This is a genomic window from Streptomyces oceani, from assembly GCF_001751245.1.
GTDB classification, from domain to species: domain Bacteria; phylum Actinomycetota; class Actinomycetes; order Streptomycetales; family Streptomycetaceae; genus Streptomyces; species Streptomyces oceani.
The window spans coordinates 9085-25689 of record NZ_LJGU01000107.1; the positions used below are offsets into that span (position 1 = coordinate 9085).

General features: G+C 71.8%; 13 protein-coding genes and 2 pseudogenes. 13 read left to right on the plus strand and 2 right to left on the minus strand.

Features of this window, described 5'->3' with window-relative positions; all coding sequences use genetic code 11:
- From AN216_RS04660 to AN216_RS04675, 5 genes and pseudogenes are all read left to right on the plus strand, one after another.
- Positions 1 to 214: pseudogene (locus AN216_RS04660) on the plus strand (hypothetical protein); the annotation flags it as partial.
- Between the two features lie 141 nt (positions 215 to 355).
- Positions 356 to 502, plus strand: a complete 147-nt coding sequence (locus AN216_RS29045; protein WP_170843027.1) for a hypothetical protein — start codon at positions 356 to 358, stop codon at positions 500 to 502.
- Between the two features lie 247 nt (positions 503 to 749).
- Positions 750 to 1466, plus strand: a complete 717-nt coding sequence (locus AN216_RS04665) for an LmeA family phospholipid-binding protein (RefSeq protein ID WP_070195310.1) — start codon at positions 750 to 752, stop codon at positions 1464 to 1466.
- Between the two features lie 684 nt (positions 1467 to 2150).
- Positions 2151 to 2987: a sulfurtransferase gene (locus tag AN216_RS04670; protein ID WP_070195311.1), complete on the plus strand. Its 837-nt coding sequence runs from the start codon at positions 2151 to 2153 to the stop codon at positions 2985 to 2987.
- A gap of 132 nt (positions 2988 to 3119) precedes the next feature.
- Positions 3120 to 3407, plus strand: a complete 288-nt coding sequence (locus AN216_RS04675) for a DUF1416 domain-containing protein (protein WP_070195312.1) — start codon at positions 3120 to 3122, stop codon at positions 3405 to 3407.
- A gap of 341 nt (positions 3408 to 3748) precedes the next feature.
- On the opposite strand, the gene AN216_RS04680 is transcribed toward AN216_RS04675, so the two are convergent.
- Positions 3749 to 4633, minus strand: coding sequence for an ABC transporter ATP-binding protein (locus AN216_RS04680; RefSeq protein WP_070195313.1), 885 nt, complete (start codon positions 4631 to 4633; stop codon positions 3749 to 3751).
- Positions 4634 to 4955: 322 nt separating this feature from the next.
- Here AN216_RS04680 and AN216_RS04685 point away from each other — a divergent pair, with 322 nt between their 5' ends.
- The 7 genes from AN216_RS04685 (at position 4956) to AN216_RS29945 (ending at position 14469) form a co-directional block, all read left to right on the plus strand.
- On the plus strand, positions 4956 to 5765 hold the full coding sequence (locus tag AN216_RS04685; protein WP_070195314.1) for an SAM-dependent methyltransferase: 810 nt from the start codon (positions 4956 to 4958) through the stop codon (positions 5763 to 5765).
- A gap of 530 nt (positions 5766 to 6295) precedes the next feature.
- Positions 6296 to 8959, plus strand: coding sequence for a sensor histidine kinase (locus tag AN216_RS04690; protein ID WP_070195315.1), 2664 nt, complete (start codon positions 6296 to 6298; stop codon positions 8957 to 8959).
- Positions 8959 to 9363 (plus strand): roadblock/LC7 domain-containing protein, encoded by a 405-nt coding sequence (locus AN216_RS04695; RefSeq protein ID WP_070195316.1) that lies wholly within the window; start codon positions 8959 to 8961, stop codon positions 9361 to 9363. The genes AN216_RS04690 and AN216_RS04695 overlap by 1 nt, the downstream gene beginning before the upstream one ends.
- Positions 9364 to 9422: 59 nt before the next feature.
- Entirely contained in the window at positions 9423 to 10622 is a 1200-nt protein-coding gene (locus AN216_RS04700) for an ABC transporter substrate-binding protein (protein WP_070195317.1), read from the plus strand.
- 2 nt (positions 10623 to 10624) lie between these two features.
- Positions 10625 to 12691, plus strand: coding sequence for an ABC transporter permease (locus AN216_RS04705; protein ID WP_079166259.1), 2067 nt, complete (start codon positions 10625 to 10627; stop codon positions 12689 to 12691).
- Positions 12688 to 13650, plus strand: a complete 963-nt coding sequence (locus tag AN216_RS04710; RefSeq protein ID WP_079166255.1) for an ABC transporter ATP-binding protein — start codon at positions 12688 to 12690, stop codon at positions 13648 to 13650. The genes AN216_RS04705 and AN216_RS04710 overlap by 4 nt, the downstream gene beginning before the upstream one ends.
- Positions 13651 to 13716: 66 nt before the next feature.
- On the plus strand, positions 13717 to 14469 hold the full coding sequence (locus AN216_RS29945; protein WP_079166258.1) for an ABC transporter ATP-binding protein: 753 nt from the start codon (positions 13717 to 13719) through the stop codon (positions 14467 to 14469).
- 278 nt (positions 14470 to 14747) lie between these two features.
- Here the strand turns inward: AN216_RS29945 and AN216_RS29950 are convergent.
- Positions 14748 to 15776, minus strand: a pseudogene (locus tag AN216_RS29950) (phosphotransferase); the annotation flags it as partial.
- 17 nt (positions 15777 to 15793) lie between these two features.
- Here AN216_RS29950 and AN216_RS04725 point away from each other — a divergent pair.
- Positions 15794 to 16462 (plus strand): hypothetical protein, encoded by a 669-nt coding sequence (locus AN216_RS04725; protein WP_070195321.1) that lies wholly within the window; start codon positions 15794 to 15796, stop codon positions 16460 to 16462.
- The last annotated feature ends 143 nt before the right edge of the window (positions 16463 to 16605 follow it).

A 16605-nucleotide genomic window follows, 5' to 3' on the forward strand; every position in this document is an offset into this window, starting at 1 on the left:
GTACGGTACAGCGTGGGCGGTGGGGGGCGTCACGGACCCCGGCCGGGCGGACGGCGCGCTGCTCGGGCTGGCCGCGGGAGTGTGCGCGGTGGCGGGGCTGCGGGTGGCGAGTTACGACTTCCCCTCGCGTTTCGTCCACCTGACCGCCGGGGTCGCGTTGCCGCTCAGCCTGGCGGCGCCCGTGGTCTATCTGCTGGGGCGTGTAACGGGCTGACCTTCGGGGGAGGAGGGACGACGGGGTCGAGGGCGCGACTTGGCGTCCGGCGTACGGACAGGACCTGGCAAGCTTGTGAGGACCGGGGCCGGCCACGCGCCGGTCGAGCCCCGCCACAGTTCCCGCATCAGGAGGTCCACGGTGTCCAGCATCATTCAACGGATCAAGGAGTTCAGCCGCAGTCCGCAGGGGCAGAAGGCGATCGACTCGGCCCGGCGCGCGGCCTCCGACCCGCGGAAGCGCGCGCAGGCCACGAAGCTGCTCGGGAAGCTGCGCGGACGGCGCTGACGGCGTAGCGGCTCGCGGACGGCGCGCGGTTAGCCGGCAGCGGTCGGACCCGACCGTCGGCCCCGTACGAACGCCCGCCTCGGACGACCGCCCGCCCCGTACGCTCGGCGGCCGGCCCTGGGCCGGCGTGCCCGGCCGGCACGGGCCACCAACGCGCGGGCGGCCGCCGACGGTTGATCGACGGTCCACCCGAGGCGGCCGGGCCGGAGTACCCTCGCGGCAGTCGAACACAGGGGGAACTTCCGCAATGCGCGCACTCCGATTCAGCCTCGTCGTGCTCCTGGTGCTGGGCGGGCTCTTCGTCGCCGCCGACCGCGTCGCCGTGTATCTCGCGGAGAGCGAGGCGGCCGACAAGGTCCGGTCCTCGCAGGGGCTGGCCGAGGCCGAGTCCGCCTCCGTGTCCATCCACGGCTTCCCTTTCCTGACCCAGGTCGTCGGGCAGGAACTCGACGACGTGGACGTGCGTCTGGAGGGCATGACCGTGGCGGCCGGCGGGCAGCGGGTGAAGGTCAGCGAGGTGGACGTGGCCCTCTCGAAGCTGGCGATGGGCGACAGCTTCGACATCCAGTCCGCCGAGCGCGCCACCGGGGTGGCCCGGCTGTCGTACGCCAACCTCCAAGCGATCGCCCCCAAGGGCGTACACGTCACGCACGCCGGAGCGGAGCGCGCCGCGAAGAACCAGGTGCGGATCAAGGCCAGCGTCGACATCCTGGGCCGGCGGGTGGACATCCCCAAGCCCATGTACAGCACGGTGCGGGTGACCGACGACGGGCGGCTGCTGTTGCGCGCCGAGTCCATCCCGGGCTCCAGTATCCCGGGGGCGGAGGAGGAGATCCGCAAGGTGGTGGACTTCGAGGAGGAGGTGCGCGGCCTGCCGGCGGGGATGGAGATGCGGGAGGCCGAGGTGACTGAGGACGGGTTGGCCTTCCAGCTCCGGGGCTCGAACGTCGATCTGACGGGCTGAGCTCGTCCCAGACTCACGGGCCGGGCAGGCAGCCGGACAGCCTGCCGGTGGGACAACCTGGCGGCGGGGCTGCCCGGCGGGACGCGGGGCGGGCCTGCGGCCCATCGCCGCCGGCCAGCGACTGGTGTCCACATCGCGATACGCCATCGTCCGCGTCACAGCGCCACACCGGGGGAACACCCCTCGTCCATGGCCGCGCGGAGCGACATTCGAGGGCCGCGTCTCACATCACAGACTCTTACGTCTCGCCATTCGGTAGCCCGGTGACACGGGACCCGGACTCTCTTACGATCGAGGGCATGAAGCGACAGGCGGTTCTCACGAAGCGACGGGCAGTAGACCTGTGCCGCGTCGCCGCCATGCTGTGTCGCCCCGGCGGCTGACGCACCCGCTCCCGGCATGCGCGGCCCGCGCGCCCTGACGGGTACGGACCGTGGCGCGGCAGACGCCCGCACCGCGAGCGTGACGAGCGGTGCTCGTACCGCCGCACCGGGGTCGGCAGGCCGCGTCCGCCGCACCTGCAGCCGCAGCACCACCGCACCCCTCGAGACCGCCGCTCGGCCCAGCCGGCCGCCCGGCACCGACCGACCGCGCACCACGCCCCCGCAGGCTGCGCACGCGCACCACACAGCCGCACCACACAGCCCAGCTCCGCTCATCAGCCAGCCCTCCGGAGGAGATCCCATGAGCCGCAGTGACGTCCTGGTGGACGCCGAGTGGGTCGAGGCCCGTCTCGACGACCCGAAGACGGTCCTGGTCGAGGTGGACGAGGACACCTCGGCCTACGACAAGAACCACATCAAGAACGCCGTCCGGATCGACTGGAAGCAGGACCTCCAGGACCCGGTGCGCCGCGACTTCGTCGACCAGGCCGGCTTCGAGAAGCTGCTGTCCGAGAAGGGCATCGCGAACGACGACACGGTCGTGCTCTACGGCGGCAACAACAACTGGTTCGCCGCCTACGCCTACTGGTACTTCAGGCTCTACGGCCACCAGGACGTCCGGCTGCTGGACGGCGGGCGCAAGAAGTGGGAGCTGGACTCCCGCGACCTGGTCACCGAGGTGCCGGAGCGGGCCCGTACGACCTACCGTGCCCAGCCGCAGGACACCTCGATCCGCGCGTTCCGGGACGAGGCCGTGGCGGCCATCGACCAGCAGAACCTGGTCGACGTGCGGTCCCCCGACGAGTTCAGCGGCAAGCTCCTCGCGCCCGCGCACCTGCCCCAGGAGCAGTCCCAGCGCGCGGGCCACATCCCGAGCGCGCGGAACATCCCGTGGTCCAAGTCGGCCAACGACGACGGCACCTTCAAGGGCGACGCGGAGCTGAAGGAACTGTACGAGGGCGCGGGCGTCGACTTCGGCAAGGACACCATCGCCTACTGCCGGATCGGCGAGCGTTCCGCGCACACCTGGTTCGTGCTGCACGAGCTGCTGGACCAGCCGAACGTCAAGAACTACGACGGCTCCTGGACCGAGTACGGCTCGCTCGTCGGCGTCCCGGTCGAGCTCGGTTCGAACTGACCGAGAGCGTCCGGCGGTGGCGCGTGGGAGAAGGAGGGCGCCGGGCATCGGCGTACGGCCCCGCACAGGGTGCCGCTCCCCTACTGCCGGACGCTCTGAACCACCGAAGGACCACGAGGAAGCTGAGGACACATGTGCGGAGCACAGGCGGGCGGCCCGGACGCCGCCACGATCAAGCCAGGTGAGACCACCATCCAGGGCAGCGTCACCCGCGACGGCGAGCCGGTGAACGGTTACGTCCGGCTGCTCGACGCGACCGGCGAGTTCACGGCGGAGGTCCCGACCTCGGCCACCGGCCAGTTCCGGTTCTACGCCGCCGAGGGCACCTGGACCGTACGCGCGCTGGTGCCCGGCGGCAGCGCCGAGCGCACGGTCGTCGCGCGGGACGGCGGCCTGGCGGAGGTGGCGATCGCGGTCTGACGTACGCGCCGCGCGCGGACGCGTGCTCGTACGCGGACGCGGGCCGGACGCGTACGGACTCGTGCGGGCCCCGGGCGGACGATGCCCACGGAACGGGAGCGCACAGACTCCCGCTCCACCGCCCGGGCCCGCGCCCGTACACACCGCCCGTCACGGCCGTGCTGTCACTGCCGCCACTGCCGGCAGTGACAGCCGTGACGACTCCACGACAGAAGGGCCGCGCCTCCGGGTTGGACACCAGAGGCGCGGCCTTCTCGTATGCGAGGGCGCGGGCCGGACGTAGGGGGACGTCCGGCGCACGGGGGTGCGCCCTCGCATACCGTACGGGGGCTGGCCGCCGGTTACGCGGCGACCAGGGTGCCCATAGCGGGCGTGTGCGACCCGCGCCGCGCCCCGCCGACTCGGGGGAGAGTCGGCATCGCGCTCGTCGGGCTGCCCCCGAGCTGTGTCATCCGCTCGGCCACGGTCTCGGCGGTCGGCTGGTCCAGTCGGCCGGCGAGCCGGCCCTCGGCGAGGAAGTGCACGGAGTCGGCGTACGACGCGGCGACCGGGTCCTGGGTCACCATCACGACGGTCTGCCCGTGGCGGTGCACGGCCTGCCACATCAGGTCGAGCACGCTGCGCGCGCTCTTGGCGTCCAGCGCACCGGTCGGCTCGTCGGCGAAGATGACGCTGGGCTTGGTGACCAACGCCCGCGCGAGCGCCACCCGCTGCTGCTGACCGCCGGTCAGCTGCGCCGGCCGGTCGTGCGACCGGTCGCCCAGCCCGACCTGTTCCAACAGTCGTACGGCCCGGCGCGGGTCGGCCATCCGGCCGGCGAGCCGCAGCGGCAGCGTGACGTTCTGTAGCACGCTGAGAGTCGGCATCAGGTTGAACTGCTGGAAGAGGAAACCGATCCGCTGCCGCCGGAAGCGGGTCAGCTCGCTCTCGCTGCCACCCGACATCTCGGCGCCGTCCACGGTGACCTCACCGCTGGTCGGTTGGTCCAGCCCGGCCGCGCAGCGCAGCAGCGTGCTCTTGCCGGAACCGGAGGGGCCCATCACCGCGGTGAAGCTCCCGGCGGGCAGGCTCAGGGAGATCCCGTCCAGCGCGGCCACCTGGCGTCCGGCGGAACCGGCGGGGCCCGCGGAGGCGGAGTCCTCGCCACCGCCGTAGACCTTGCGCAGGGAAGCGATCCGCAGTGCTTCCGCGCTCCGGTTCGAGTGCACGTCGTGGTGCCGGAACATGGCTCTCACTTCCCTTCGGTGGCGCCGGTGTGCGCCGTTGGAGAAGACGCTACGGATCGCCCGCCGCGGCCACGAGGGCGGTACGTACCCAAAGCCGCAGGGCACCTGACTACACCCCCGACGGGACCGCGGTCCTGTGCCGGTGCTTCGGCGGGCCACCCACGACGGCGACCGACGGGCGGCGATCGGCCGGGGCCGACCGACGGGCGGCGATCGGCCGGCGATCACCCGAACGTCATCGAGTCGCGACCCGCGCGCAGGGTCAACGACGGGGCGTGAGGCGTTAGTTTGGGGGGCACACACCGCGCGGCAGGGGGTCGCCTTGACGGACTCGACACCACAGCCGGCCATGTCCCGGCTGGACACCTCCGTGCCGCACTCGGCACGGATCTGGAACTACCTGCTGGGGGGCAAGGACAACTATCCAGCGGACCGTACGGCCGGTGACAAGGTGTGCGCCGTCTTCCCCGGGATGGTCGACATCACCCGCCACTCCCGCGCCTTCATCGGGCGCGTGGTGCGGCATCTCGCGCAGGAGGCCGGCATTCGGCAGTTCCTGGACATCGGCACGGGCCTGCCCACTGTGGACAACACCCACGAGATCGCCCAGCGGGTGGCTCCGGAGAGCCGCATCGTCTACGTCGACAACGACCCCCTGGTCCTCGTGCACGCCCAAGCCCTGCTGACCAGCACGCCCGAGGGCGTCACCGCGTACATCGACGCCGACGTGCGGGACCCGGAGCGGATTCTGCGTACGGCCGGTCAGACGCTGGATCTGAGCCGTCCGGTGGGCCTGATGCTGATGGGCATCCTCGGTCTGGTCAGCGACTACGACGAGGCGCGCTCGGTGGTCGACCGGCTGCTGGACGCGCTGCCGCCGGGCAGCTTCCTCGGGCTCAACGACGGCACCGACACCGACCCGGCATACGTGGAGGCCATCCGACGGCACAACACGGCCAGCGGCGCCGTGCCGTACACACCGCGCAGCCCGAAGCTGATCGAGGGCTACTTCGAGGGGCTGGAGTTGCTGCCCCCGGGGGTGACCACCTGTCCCAGGTGGCGTCCGGAGGCGGAGCCCTGGGGGACACCACCGGAGGTCTCGCTGCACGGCGGGTTGGCCCTCAAGTCCTGACCGCGGGCGGCGGCTTCACGGCCGCCCCTGACCAACCTTGACTGGCCCCGGCGGCCCTGCTGGCTGGTCCTGACGGCCCTTGGCTGGCGCTGGCTGAACACCGCCCGTACGGCGACCGTTGACTGATGCGTCGAACGCGTGCCAGGCGCCGGATCATGATCTGGTCACGGGGGCAAGGACAAAACTGGCCCCGGGATGTGGATCTTTGCGACCGCACCCACACCCAACCTCCACAAGACCCCGGCTGAACGGACACGTCGTGGCCTGAGACGATGTCCGCGGCCGAGTCCGAAGCGAGTCGGTGCGGGCTGACCCATGGGCGAACATATAGGGGAGTTCTTGAATTTGTTCGATCATGCACCCCCCAAGTTTCGAAATTGTCCTTGTACGTGCCAGGGTGTTTCGCCATACCCCTGAGGACTCAACTGTTCTCGTTTGGCGAGATACACACCCCCACCGGTCTTGACCAACCCGCTAGGTATCCGTGTGTCACCGATAATGATCACCGGCTCCGATGACGGAGCCCCGCAGTGAGAATCTACCGTCGACTCGTCCTCCTGGTCGCGGTACCGCTCGCGGTAGCCGTTACCTTCTCCCTCCTCGCCCTCGCCCCGTCCGGGCAGCAGGCGCTCCAGGCGCACCGGCTCACCAAGATGGTCGAAGCCGCCACGGCCGCCAGCGAGCTGGCCTACCGACTACAGGACGAGCGGACGGCCGCCACCGCGCTGGTCTCCGGCCAGGGCGACGAGGCCAACTTCCGTAAGACCACCGCCGCCACGAGTGCGAGCATCGACACCTTCCGCGCCAAGCGCGGCGATCTGTCACACGTGCCCGAGAACGCCCAGAAGGCGCTTGAGCGGGTGAATCGTTCCGTCGAGAATCTGCCCACGCTCCACGCCCAGGCACGCTCCGGCAGCAGCTCGCTCTCCGCGCTGACCTTCAGCTACCGCATCATCATCGGCGACCTGGTGACCTACCGTGAGGGCATCGCCCAGGCGGAGGGCGTGGAGGCCGATGTCGCGGACCAGATCCGGGCCAACGCCGCCCTCTCCGAGGCCACCGAGCACATCGGCCAGCAACAGGTGACCGTGCTACGGGCGCTGGCCGGCGGGGGATTCACACCCGCCTCGCAGCAGACGTTCCAGGCCACCATCCTGGGATACACCGAGTCGACGAACACGATGTTCGACATCGGCCCGGAGGAGTGGCGCACCTGGCTGGAGAAGAGCGTCTCGGGCCCGAAGGCCCTGGCGGCGCAGCGCCTCGAGGACCAGGTCAGCCGTAGCCAGCCGGGCGCCGAACTCTCCATCGCCGCGGACACCTGGCGGAAGGCCACCTCGGACCGGTTGTCGCTGCTGCGCTCCGTGGAGAGCCGGATCGACGACTCGGTGCTGAGCACGGTGGAGGACAAGCGTTCCGAGCTGATCTGGTGGGCCGTCGGCGAGGCGGTCCTCGTTCTGTTGACGCTCGTCGGCACCGTGCTCGTCGCCTCCCGGCTGGGCCGGGTGATGATCCGCCGGCTCCGCGACCTGCGAGACGCCGCGAACGACATGGCGCACCAGCGGCTGCCCCAGGTCACCAGGGAACTCTCGCAGCCGGGCGCGCTCAGTGGCGCCACGCCCGAACAGGTCGCCCAACGCTCCAGCAAGCCGGTGACCACCACCGGCGAGGACGAGATCGGGGAGGTCGGCGAGGCGTTCAACTCGGTGCACCACGAGGCCGTACGCCTGGCCGCGGAACAGGCCGACGCGCACGAGCAGTTCGCCGAGACCCTGGTCACCGTGGCCCGGCGGGGCGCGCAGCTGACCAGCGTCATGGTCTCCGAGCTGGACACCATGCAGCGCGACGAGGCCACCCCGGAGCGGATGAAGCTGCTCTTCGCGCTCGACCACCTGGCCATCCGGATGGAGCGCAACACCAACAACCTGCTGGTGCTGGGCGGTTCCGGTCACGGCCGAGCCCGCACGGCCGACGTACCCTGCTCCACGGTGGTCATGGCGGCGGCTCAGCAGATCGAGCAGTTCGAGCGGGTGGAGACCGGGGTCATCGAGCCGGGCATCGGCATCACCGCCCGCGCCGTGCACGACCTGGCGCACATCCTGGCCGAACTGCTCGACAACGCCACCCGCTACTCCCCACCGGAGCGGAAGGTCGGCATCGCGGCCTGGCGGCTGTGGGACCGCGCCGTCGTGCAGGTCGTCGACGACGGGGTGGGCATCAAGCCGGAGCGGCGGGCCGAACTGAACGCCACCCTGGCGGAACCACAGGCCAGCATCGGGGCCGTACGCTCCATGGGCCTGCACGTGGTGTCCCGACTCGCCGCCCGGCACGGCATCGTGGTCGAGCTGCGTGGCTCGGAGAGCCCCGGCACCATCGCCGAGGTCATGCTGCCCTCCGGCGTGTTGACCAGCGCCTCGGGGGACGAGGCGCCGGACGCGCTGCCGGGCGCCGGGAGTGTCCGCCCCGAGAGCGGTACGACCGGGCCGGCGGGCACGTCCGTCACCGCGCGTGGGGCCGTTCCCGCCCCGCCGGCCCCATCAGCCGCGCCCGGGCCCGTACCCGAGCCGGACCAGCCGGCACGGCGGCCGGCCGAGACCGCGGGGGCTCCCGCGCCCGAACCGGCTCGTGGTCACCACGACTACAGCGCCGGCACCGGCGAGGGAGGCGGGGAGAAGGCACACGCCCATGACGAGACGACGCGGCTGGGAAGGGTACGCCCGGCCGGCCCGGAGTGGCCCGGGCCGCGCCCCACGGCAGCCCGGGCGGCTCCCGGCGGGGACACGAACCGAGAGGCCGTACGGGACGCCCAGCCCACCCGGGAACGCGCCACCGACGGGGAGTCCGACGGGCCGTCCACTGGTCAGCACGACGCGCGGCCCGCGCCGTCAGCTCCCGAGACCGCCGGGTTCAGCTCCGCGGGGCTGCCCGTACGGCCGCGCAAGCAGGGGACCAAGCAGCAACGGCCGGCTCCCGTACAACAGGACAAGGGTGACGGCACAGCGGCACCGGCGTCCGGGGCCGGGTCCAAGCCCCAGTCGCCGCCCCGCCGCAGGGACTCCCGGCAGATCTCGGACGTCCTGACCGCCTATTCGCAAGGCATCAACAGGAGCGCGAATCGCCGCGAGCGCCCTGCCCCGACGAACCCCGGCGGTTCGGAGAACGGGAATGCCGACGACACTCAACGGAACACGTGATGACCCGACCTATTGACCTGAACTGGCTGCTGAGCGACTTCGCACGACGGCTCCCGGAAGTCACCCACGCCGTCGCCGTTTCCGTGGACGGGCTGGCGCTCGCCTTCACCGGGATGTCCCGGGACGACGCCGACAGGCTCGCCGCGATCGCCTCCGGCATCGTCAGCCTGCTCTCCGGGGCCGCCCAGTTGACGCAGACCGACCCGGTGGAGCACAGCCTGACCGCGATGGAGGGCGGCTACATGTTCTCCATGGCGGTCTCCGGCGGCGCCTCCCTGCTCGTGTCCACCACGAGGGAGGCGGACATCGGCGAGGTCAGCTTCATGATGTCGGAACTGATCAACCAGGTCGGGGACGCGCTGTCGCCGGAGACGCGCGACCACGGTTCGCACGTCGCGTACTGACCCCCCTGTCCGCCCGCCCCCACCCCTGCCAGCACCCGTACCTCCCCCAGGAAGCCCAGATGTTCAAGAACGCACGCATAGCGCGCAATCAGAGAATACGGACCACCGGTGCCGTGGCACTCACCCTCTCGGTGGCCGCCAGCGCGGGCTGTAGCAGCAGTGGCAGCTCCGAGGACGACACCCTCAAGATCGGTTTGCTCGCCTCGCTGTCCGGCACCTACGAGCCCGTCGGCACGGAGCTCCGCGATGGCTTCAAGCTCTATCTGGACACCCATGACGGCAAGTTGGGCGGCAAGAAGGTCGAGCTGGTCATCGGTGACGAGGGCGACGGGCCGGCGACGGCGCGGCCGGCGGCCGAGAAGATGATCAAGAAGGACCAGGTCGACGCCATGACCGGCATCGTCGCCAACGGTTCGTACAACTCCGTGCTTCCGCTGGCCGAGAAGGCCAAGATTCCGCTGGTGTCGTCGAACGGTCGACCGCCGGTGAAGAACGTCGACCGGCTGTGGCACACCTCCTTCCTCTCCGACGAACCGGGGCAGGCCATCGCCGAGTACGTACACGAGGAGGTCGACGGCCCCGTCTACGCGATCGGCCCCGACTACCAGGGCGGCTACGACGAGGTGGGCGGTTTCACCAAGGAGTTCAAGAAGGAGGGCGGCGAACTCGCCAACCCGGACGGCAAGACCACCTGGACGCCGTTCCCCAAGACCACGAACTTCCTGCCGTACTTCTCGGACATCGCCAAGTCCGACGCCGAGGCGATCTACACCTTCTACGCCGGCAAGGCGGCGGTCGACTTCGTCAAGCAGTACGCCAAGTCGGACGCCTCGCACCTGCCGCTGTACACCGCGTTCGCCACCGAGGGCAGCACCCTGAAGGCCCAGGGCAAGGCCGCCAAGGACGTCTACTCCGTCCAGAACTACTCCGCCGACCTGGACAACGACGCCAACCGGAAGTTCGTCTCCGACTGGACGGCCAAGCACGACACCACGCCCACGGAGTACGCGATGGCCTCGTACGACGCCGCGTCCGTGCTGGACAAGGCGATCGGCGAGGCCAGCAAGAAGGGCGAGGTGACTTCGGAGACCATCAACAAGGCCATCGGCGGCCTGGGCAAGATCGACAGCCCGCGTGGTCCCTGGGAGTTCAACGAGAAGACGCACGCGCCGGTGCAGAAGTGGTACCTGCGTCAGGTGCGTCCGGACGGTGACCAGTTGGCGAACGTCAAGGTCCAGGACCTGAAGACGCTGGGCTGATGTTGGGAACCCTCGACGCGCAGCTCGTCCCGGCGGTCGACGGCGTGGCCTACGGGCTGCTGCTGTTCGTCGTCGCCGCCGGACTGAGCCTCGCCTTCGGTACCGCTGGCGTACTCAACCTCTCGCACGGCACGCTGTACGCCGTAGGTGCCTACACCGGAGCCGAGCTGAGCGACGGCACCTGGACGGGCATGCTCCTCGGGCTGCTCGTCGGCACGCTGCTGGCCTGCCTGGCCGGCGTCCTGCTGTCCGTGGCGACCGCCCCGCTGGCCAGACGGGGCCATCTCGCGCAGGCGTTGCTGACCTTCGGGCTCGCGCTCGTCGGCGGCAACCTGCTGGTCGAGTACTTCGGTTCGGACTCGATGCCCGTACGAGTCCCCGAGGCCCTGAACGAGTCGGTGAACATCCTCGGGCACCGTTATCCCGCCTACCGGCTCGGCTTCATCGTGATGGCGGTGCTGCTGGCGACGTTCGGCACCTGGGTGCTGAAACGTACCCGCGCGGGTGCGGCCGTACGCGCCGCCGCGGACGATCCGCAGATGCTGGCGTCCACGGGTCACAGTCCGCGTGTCGTGCACACCGGAGTGCTCGCCGCCGCCGGTGCGTTGGCCGGCGCGGCGGGAGTGCTCGGCGCGCCGATCATCGGTCCGGCGCCGGACACCGCGGACACGGTGCTGATGCTGTCCCTGGTCGTCGTGGTGCTCGGCGGAATGCGGTCGCTGTGGGCCATCCTGGTCGCCGCGATCGTCGTGGGCCAGGTGCAGACGCTCGGCGTCTCGCTCGCCCCGGAGTGGGCGCCGTACCTGCTGTTCGCCGCCATGGCCGCGATCCTGACCGTACGGGCGCACCGTTCGCCGGTACCGGAGGACGCCGAGCACCCCGGGAGCATCGGTTCCTCCTCCGCCGACCCGGTCCGCTGGTTGTTGCGCAGGCTCACCCCCGCGCGGGCCGGCGCGGCCACCAGGGTCGGCGGCTCCGACCGGGCGGCCTCCAACAGGGCGGACGCCCCCGAGCGGACCGTGGACGGCGATTCCGGTTCCGCCCCGAGCGGGACGCGGGACACGAGGCGCAAGGCCGCAGGGAAGCTCGCCTCCGGCCCGTTTCCCAGGATGCTGCGGCAGGCCGCGCCACTGCTGCTCCTGCTCGTGGTGCTCATTCCGCTGCCGACCCTGCTGGAGCCGTACACCCTCTCGCTCGTCGGCTACGCGCTGGCCCTGGGCCTCCTCGCGGTCAGCGTCACCGTCCTGACCGGGTACGCCGGCCTGCCCACCCTCGGGCAGGCGGCACCGTTCGCCATCGGCGCGTACACCACCGCGCTGATCGCCGGCGAGGGGTGGACGGTGGGACCGGTCCAGGTCCTCGCCTCGGCGACGACGGCCGCGCTGTTCGCCCTGGTGACCGGCCCGGCGGTGATCCGGGCACGCGGCACGACGGTGCTGATGATCACGCTCGCGATCGGGGAGCTGACCGTCATCGCCATCGAACAGTTCAAGTCGCTCACCGGCGGCACGGACGGACTCCTCGACTTTCCCGCAACCCAGGCACTGTGGGGCGGCGAGCCGCTGGTCGAGGAGGACGCCATCTTCAACTACACCCTGGTCGTGGCAGCCTGCGCCATCGCGGTCACCCTTCTCTTCCTCCGCTCCCCCGCCGGCAAGCTGCTGACGGGCACCCGCGGAGCCGAGGCCCGGATGCGTGCCTCGGGCCATCCGGTGACCCGCTACCTGCTGCTCGCCTACATCGGGTCCGGCGCGCTGGCCGGCATCGGCGGCTCCCTGTTGATCACCGTGCAGGCGTACGTCTCACCCTCCGACGTGGGCTTCGAGATCGCCGCGTTCGCGCTGCTGGCCGCGGTGATCGGCGGCACCCACTCCGTCATCGGCGCGCTCCTCGGAGCCGGGCTCATCGTCTTCGTCCGGGACTGGCTCTCCGCGTTCTGGCCGGGCCACGGGCCCCTGCTGCTCGGCACGCTGTTCGTCGTCACCGTGTACCTGCTGCCGCGCGGCCTCGCCGGGCTGCGCCCACCGCTCCCGAACCGCCGGTCACCTGCCCGGGAGAGCACCTCATGAGTCGTACGCACCCGTCCGGCCCCGACACGGACCGCCCCCGCACGGACCCCGCCGACGGCTCCCTGTTGACGCTCTCGCACCTCACCCGCAGATACGGCAGCCTCACCGCGGTGAACGACGTGAGCCTGCGCCTTCCCGTCGGTGCCCGGCACGCCGTGATCGGCCCCAACGGCGCCGGCAAGACCACCCTGTTGAACCTCATCGCCGGCACCGAGCGGCCGGACGGCGGCACCATCCTGCTGGCCGACCCGGACCGGCCGGGCGGCAGCGGGCAGCTTGGACGGGCCGGACGGGCCGGACTGACTGGCCGGGCCGGGAAAGCCGGTGGCATCGACCTCACCCGTACCGAGGCGGCCCGACGCAGCCGGTTGGGTATCGCCCGCAGCTACCAGCAGCCCACCGTCATCACGGAACTGACCGCGCTGGACAACGCCATGCTGGCCGGCTGGCGGCACCACCGCGCGGGCTGGACGGCCTGGCGCCGACCCGCGCGCCGGCGCCAGATGCGGGACATCGCCATGCGGCGGCTGGAAGCCGTCGGGCTCGCCGACCAGGCGGAGCATCCCGCTGGCGCCCTGTCCCACGGCCAACGCCGGATGCTGGACCTGGCCGCCGCGCTGGTCGGGGAACCCCGGCTGCTTCTGCTCGACGAGCCGGCAGCCGGGCTGACCGACCGCGACATCGGTCGCCTCGTCGACGTCCTCCGCGACATCCCCGCCGACGTCGCCCTGCTCCTGGTGGAACACCACATCGAGGTGGTGACCGAACTCGCGGACAACGTCACGGTGTTGGCCTCCGGCAGCGTCCTGGTGAGCGGCGGCACGCAGGAGGCGCTCAGCGACCCCGAGGTCCGTGAGGTCTACCTGGACACGGTCCCCACCTCCGTGGCCGAGTCCGCCACGGGCGCGGGGCCGGCGAACGGTGCCGACACCCCGCCGTCAGCCACCGAGAGGGGATGACCGATGCCCGCCACCGCACCCCAGTCGAACGGGACCGCCGAACGGCGGGACGCTCCCGAGCCGCCGATGCTCCAACTCAACGGGCTGACGGCCGGCTACGGCGGCGGCACCGTGCTCCACGAGCTGGACCTGGACGTGCCGCCGGGCGGCGTGCACGCCGTCGTCGGCCACAACGGCGCCGGCAAGACCACCCTGGTGCACACGATCGCCGGGCTGCACCGTCCCACCGCGGGCTCCGTACGAGCGAACGGACGGGACGTCAGCGGCCGGCCCGCCCACCAGGTCGCCCGTGCCGGCATCGGCCTGGTACCGCAGGGCCGGCGGGTGTTCGCCGGACTGACCGTCGGGGAGCACCTGCGGCTGTCGTACCGTCCGCCGCGTCCGGTCAAGGGCGACGGCGGCCGTGGGGCCCGCCACCAGAGGACCTGGACGCCGGACAGGGTACTGGAGCTGCTGCCCAGGCTGGCCGAACGACGCGGGCACCGGGGCAGCGACCTGTCCGGCGGGGAGCAGCAGATGCTCGCGCTGGCCCGCGCGCTGCTCGGCAGTCCCCGGGTGCTGCTGCTGGATGAGCCGACGGAGGGACTGGCGCCGCTCCTCGTACGTCAGATCCGCGAACTGATCGGCACCCTGGCCTCGGAGGGCATCGCCATACTGCTGGTCTCGCCCAGTCCGACCCTGGCGGTGGAGAGCGCCGACACGGTCACCGTACTGACCTCAGGGCGGGTCACCGCACGTCTCGACGGCGCCCCGCTGCGCGCCGACCCGGCTCCGCTGCACGCCGCGTTGGATCTGACGCCCGTGCCGGCGCCCAGCTGACCGGGCCGGCGGGCCGCGCGGCGGTCCCTGGCCGGCCTGCTGTACCGTANGTACAGCCGGCGCGACCAGTCGAGCAGCCAGGCCGAGAACTCCGGCAGCGCGGTGAGCCGTTCGGTGACCCGGGCGTCCGCGGCGGCCCGCTCCCCCGAGCCGTCCGTCGTACGGTCGAGCGTGCCGCGCAGCTTCTCGACACAGCGGGCCAGGTGTACGCCCAGGCGGCGGGCGAGCGGGAAGTCGCAGGGCCGCAGTTCGCCGCCGGCGTTCCGGTAGGCGTCCAGTGCGAGCACGATACGGGCCGGGTCGGGCTCCGCCCCGCGGCCGTGCCGTGCCTGGTCGAAGACGGCCGCGGCGGTCTCCAGGGTGGCGCTGTCCGGGCCGGCGGTGTCCCAGTCGATGAGCACGCAACCGTCGGCGGTCCACAAGACGTTGTGCGGCACGACATCACGATGGGTCACGACGTGGTCCCCGACCTGCTGGTAGCTCGCCTCGATCCGGGCGGTCAACTCCGTGATCAGCGGCAGTCGTTCGCGCAGCACCGGCGCCCAGGGCCGCTGCTGCGCGAGCCCGGCCGCCAGCCACTCCTCCCAGGCTTCCGCCGGGTTGACGCCGTACCACAGCGGCCACATGCCGTCCGTACGCTCCTCCCCCGCCGGCCACAGGGCGTGCAGCGCGGCCAGGGTGGCGCCGCACCAGCGCGCCAGGTCGGNCAACTCCGTGATCAGCGGCAGTCGTTCGCGCAGCACCGGCGCCCAGGGCCGCTGCTGCGCGAGCCCGGCCGCCAGCCACTCCTCCCAGGCTTCCGCCGGGTTGACGCCGTACCACAGCGGCCACATGCCGTCCGTACGCTCCTCCCCCGCCGGCCACAGGGCGTGCAGCGCGGCCAGGGTGGCGCCGCACCAGCGCGCCAGGTCGGCGTCGGGGACGGGCTCGTCCCCGTCCAGCCAGGCGTGCATCCGCACCAGGCCGGCCCCGTCGCCCAGGTCGACGGCCAGACCGCAGCCCGCTTCGGCACCCCCGGCATCTGGGGCAGGCTCGATCGGCTCGATCGTCATCGGGGTGGGGATGCCGGCGGCCGACGCGGCACGTTCCAGCTCCATGGCCCGTTCCAGCTGCGGACGCCAGCCCTCGGGCCAGTCCTGGACGAGCAGCCGCTTCACGAAGTAACGGCCGGAGCCGGTGTCCAGCCGCCAGGTCGGCTGGCTGACGTACCGTACGGGCGTCAACGCACCCGACCCGTCCGGCTCGGCGGGGCGCTGGAAGGCGCGAGCGAGCGCGTGCACGTCCGGCGGAGGCGATGGTGGCGGCACACTGCGAGACTACGCCGATGGGCTTCGACCTCAACTGCGTCCTCACGCTGCATGACGACGTGCTGCCGCTCTACGACCTGCTCGTCCCGGGCGGTTCCGGGCACGCATTGCGCACCAGCGGCCCCGGCCTGCCGGACGCGTGGGCGCTGCCGAACCCGTGGGAGCTGGAGTGCGGGACGGACGGCGCGTACGCCCTCCGCCCGGGCGCTCTCGCCCCAGCGGACCTGGACGCCTGGCGGGCCGACGCGCGGATACCCGAGGAGCCGGATCCGCTCGACGCGTTCGACACGGACGACCTGCTGCTGGGCTCGCTGCTCAGCCTCGGCGCTCCGGTGCTGTTGCTCAACGACCGGACCTTCGGCGGCGTCCTGGGCCACGAGTACGCGGCACTGCTGGCGGGCGGTGAGCTCCTCGCCGCCCACGGCGTCGACTTCGGGAAGCGTACGGCCTTCGCCCTGGAAGACTCCGGCGGCTACCGCACGACCGACCCGGCGACCGCCGCCCCCACCACCCGGTGCGCGGAGCTTCTCGACGACCGTTTCCGGGGCCGGTTCCTCTTCGACGGTTACCTGCCGCGTGCGGCGCACCGGGAGGGAGACCCCTGTCGGGCCGCACACGAGGGTCCCCAGCCGGACGTCGACCCGTCCTGGGCGCGGCACTTCCCGCCGCTACTCAGCGGCGGCTGAGGAACAGCACCGGCCGAGGCGGCGAGACTCCGCGGACCGAGCGCGGGCACGTCCCGGCTCGGCCCTGGCTCAGCCCCGGCGCAGCGCGTGGCCGCCGAAGCCGCTGCTGCCGTCCGAACCCTGGTTCTGCGCCTGCCACCACT

Excerpts from the sequence above, each read along its gene's own strand:
- AN216_RS04665 (WP_070195310.1), top strand. The coding sequence starts at position 750 with ATGCGCGCACTCCGATTCAGCCTCGTCGTGCTCCTGGTGCTGGGCGGG.
- AN216_RS04670 (WP_070195311.1), top strand. The coding sequence starts at position 2,151 with ATGAGCCGCAGTGACGTCCTGGTGGACGCCGAGTGGGTCGAGGCCCGT.
- AN216_RS04675 (WP_070195312.1), top strand. The coding sequence starts at position 3,120 with ATGTGCGGAGCACAGGCGGGCGGCCCGGACGCCGCCACGATCAAGCCA.
- AN216_RS04680 (WP_070195313.1), bottom strand. The coding sequence starts at position 4,633 with ATGTTCCGGCACCACGACGTGCACTCGAACCGGAGCGCGGAAGCACTG.
- AN216_RS04695 (WP_070195316.1), top strand. The coding sequence starts at position 8,959 with ATGACCCGACCTATTGACCTGAACTGGCTGCTGAGCGACTTCGCACGA.
- AN216_RS04700 (WP_070195317.1), top strand. The coding sequence starts at position 9,423 with ATGTTCAAGAACGCACGCATAGCGCGCAATCAGAGAATACGGACCACC.
- AN216_RS04710 (WP_079166255.1), top strand. The coding sequence starts at position 12,688 with ATGAGTCGTACGCACCCGTCCGGCCCCGACACGGACCGCCCCCGCACG.
- AN216_RS29945 (WP_079166258.1), top strand. The coding sequence starts at position 13,717 with ATGCTCCAACTCAACGGGCTGACGGCCGGCTACGGCGGCGGCACCGTG.
- AN216_RS04725 (WP_070195321.1), top strand. The coding sequence starts at position 15,794 with ATGGGCTTCGACCTCAACTGCGTCCTCACGCTGCATGACGACGTGCTG.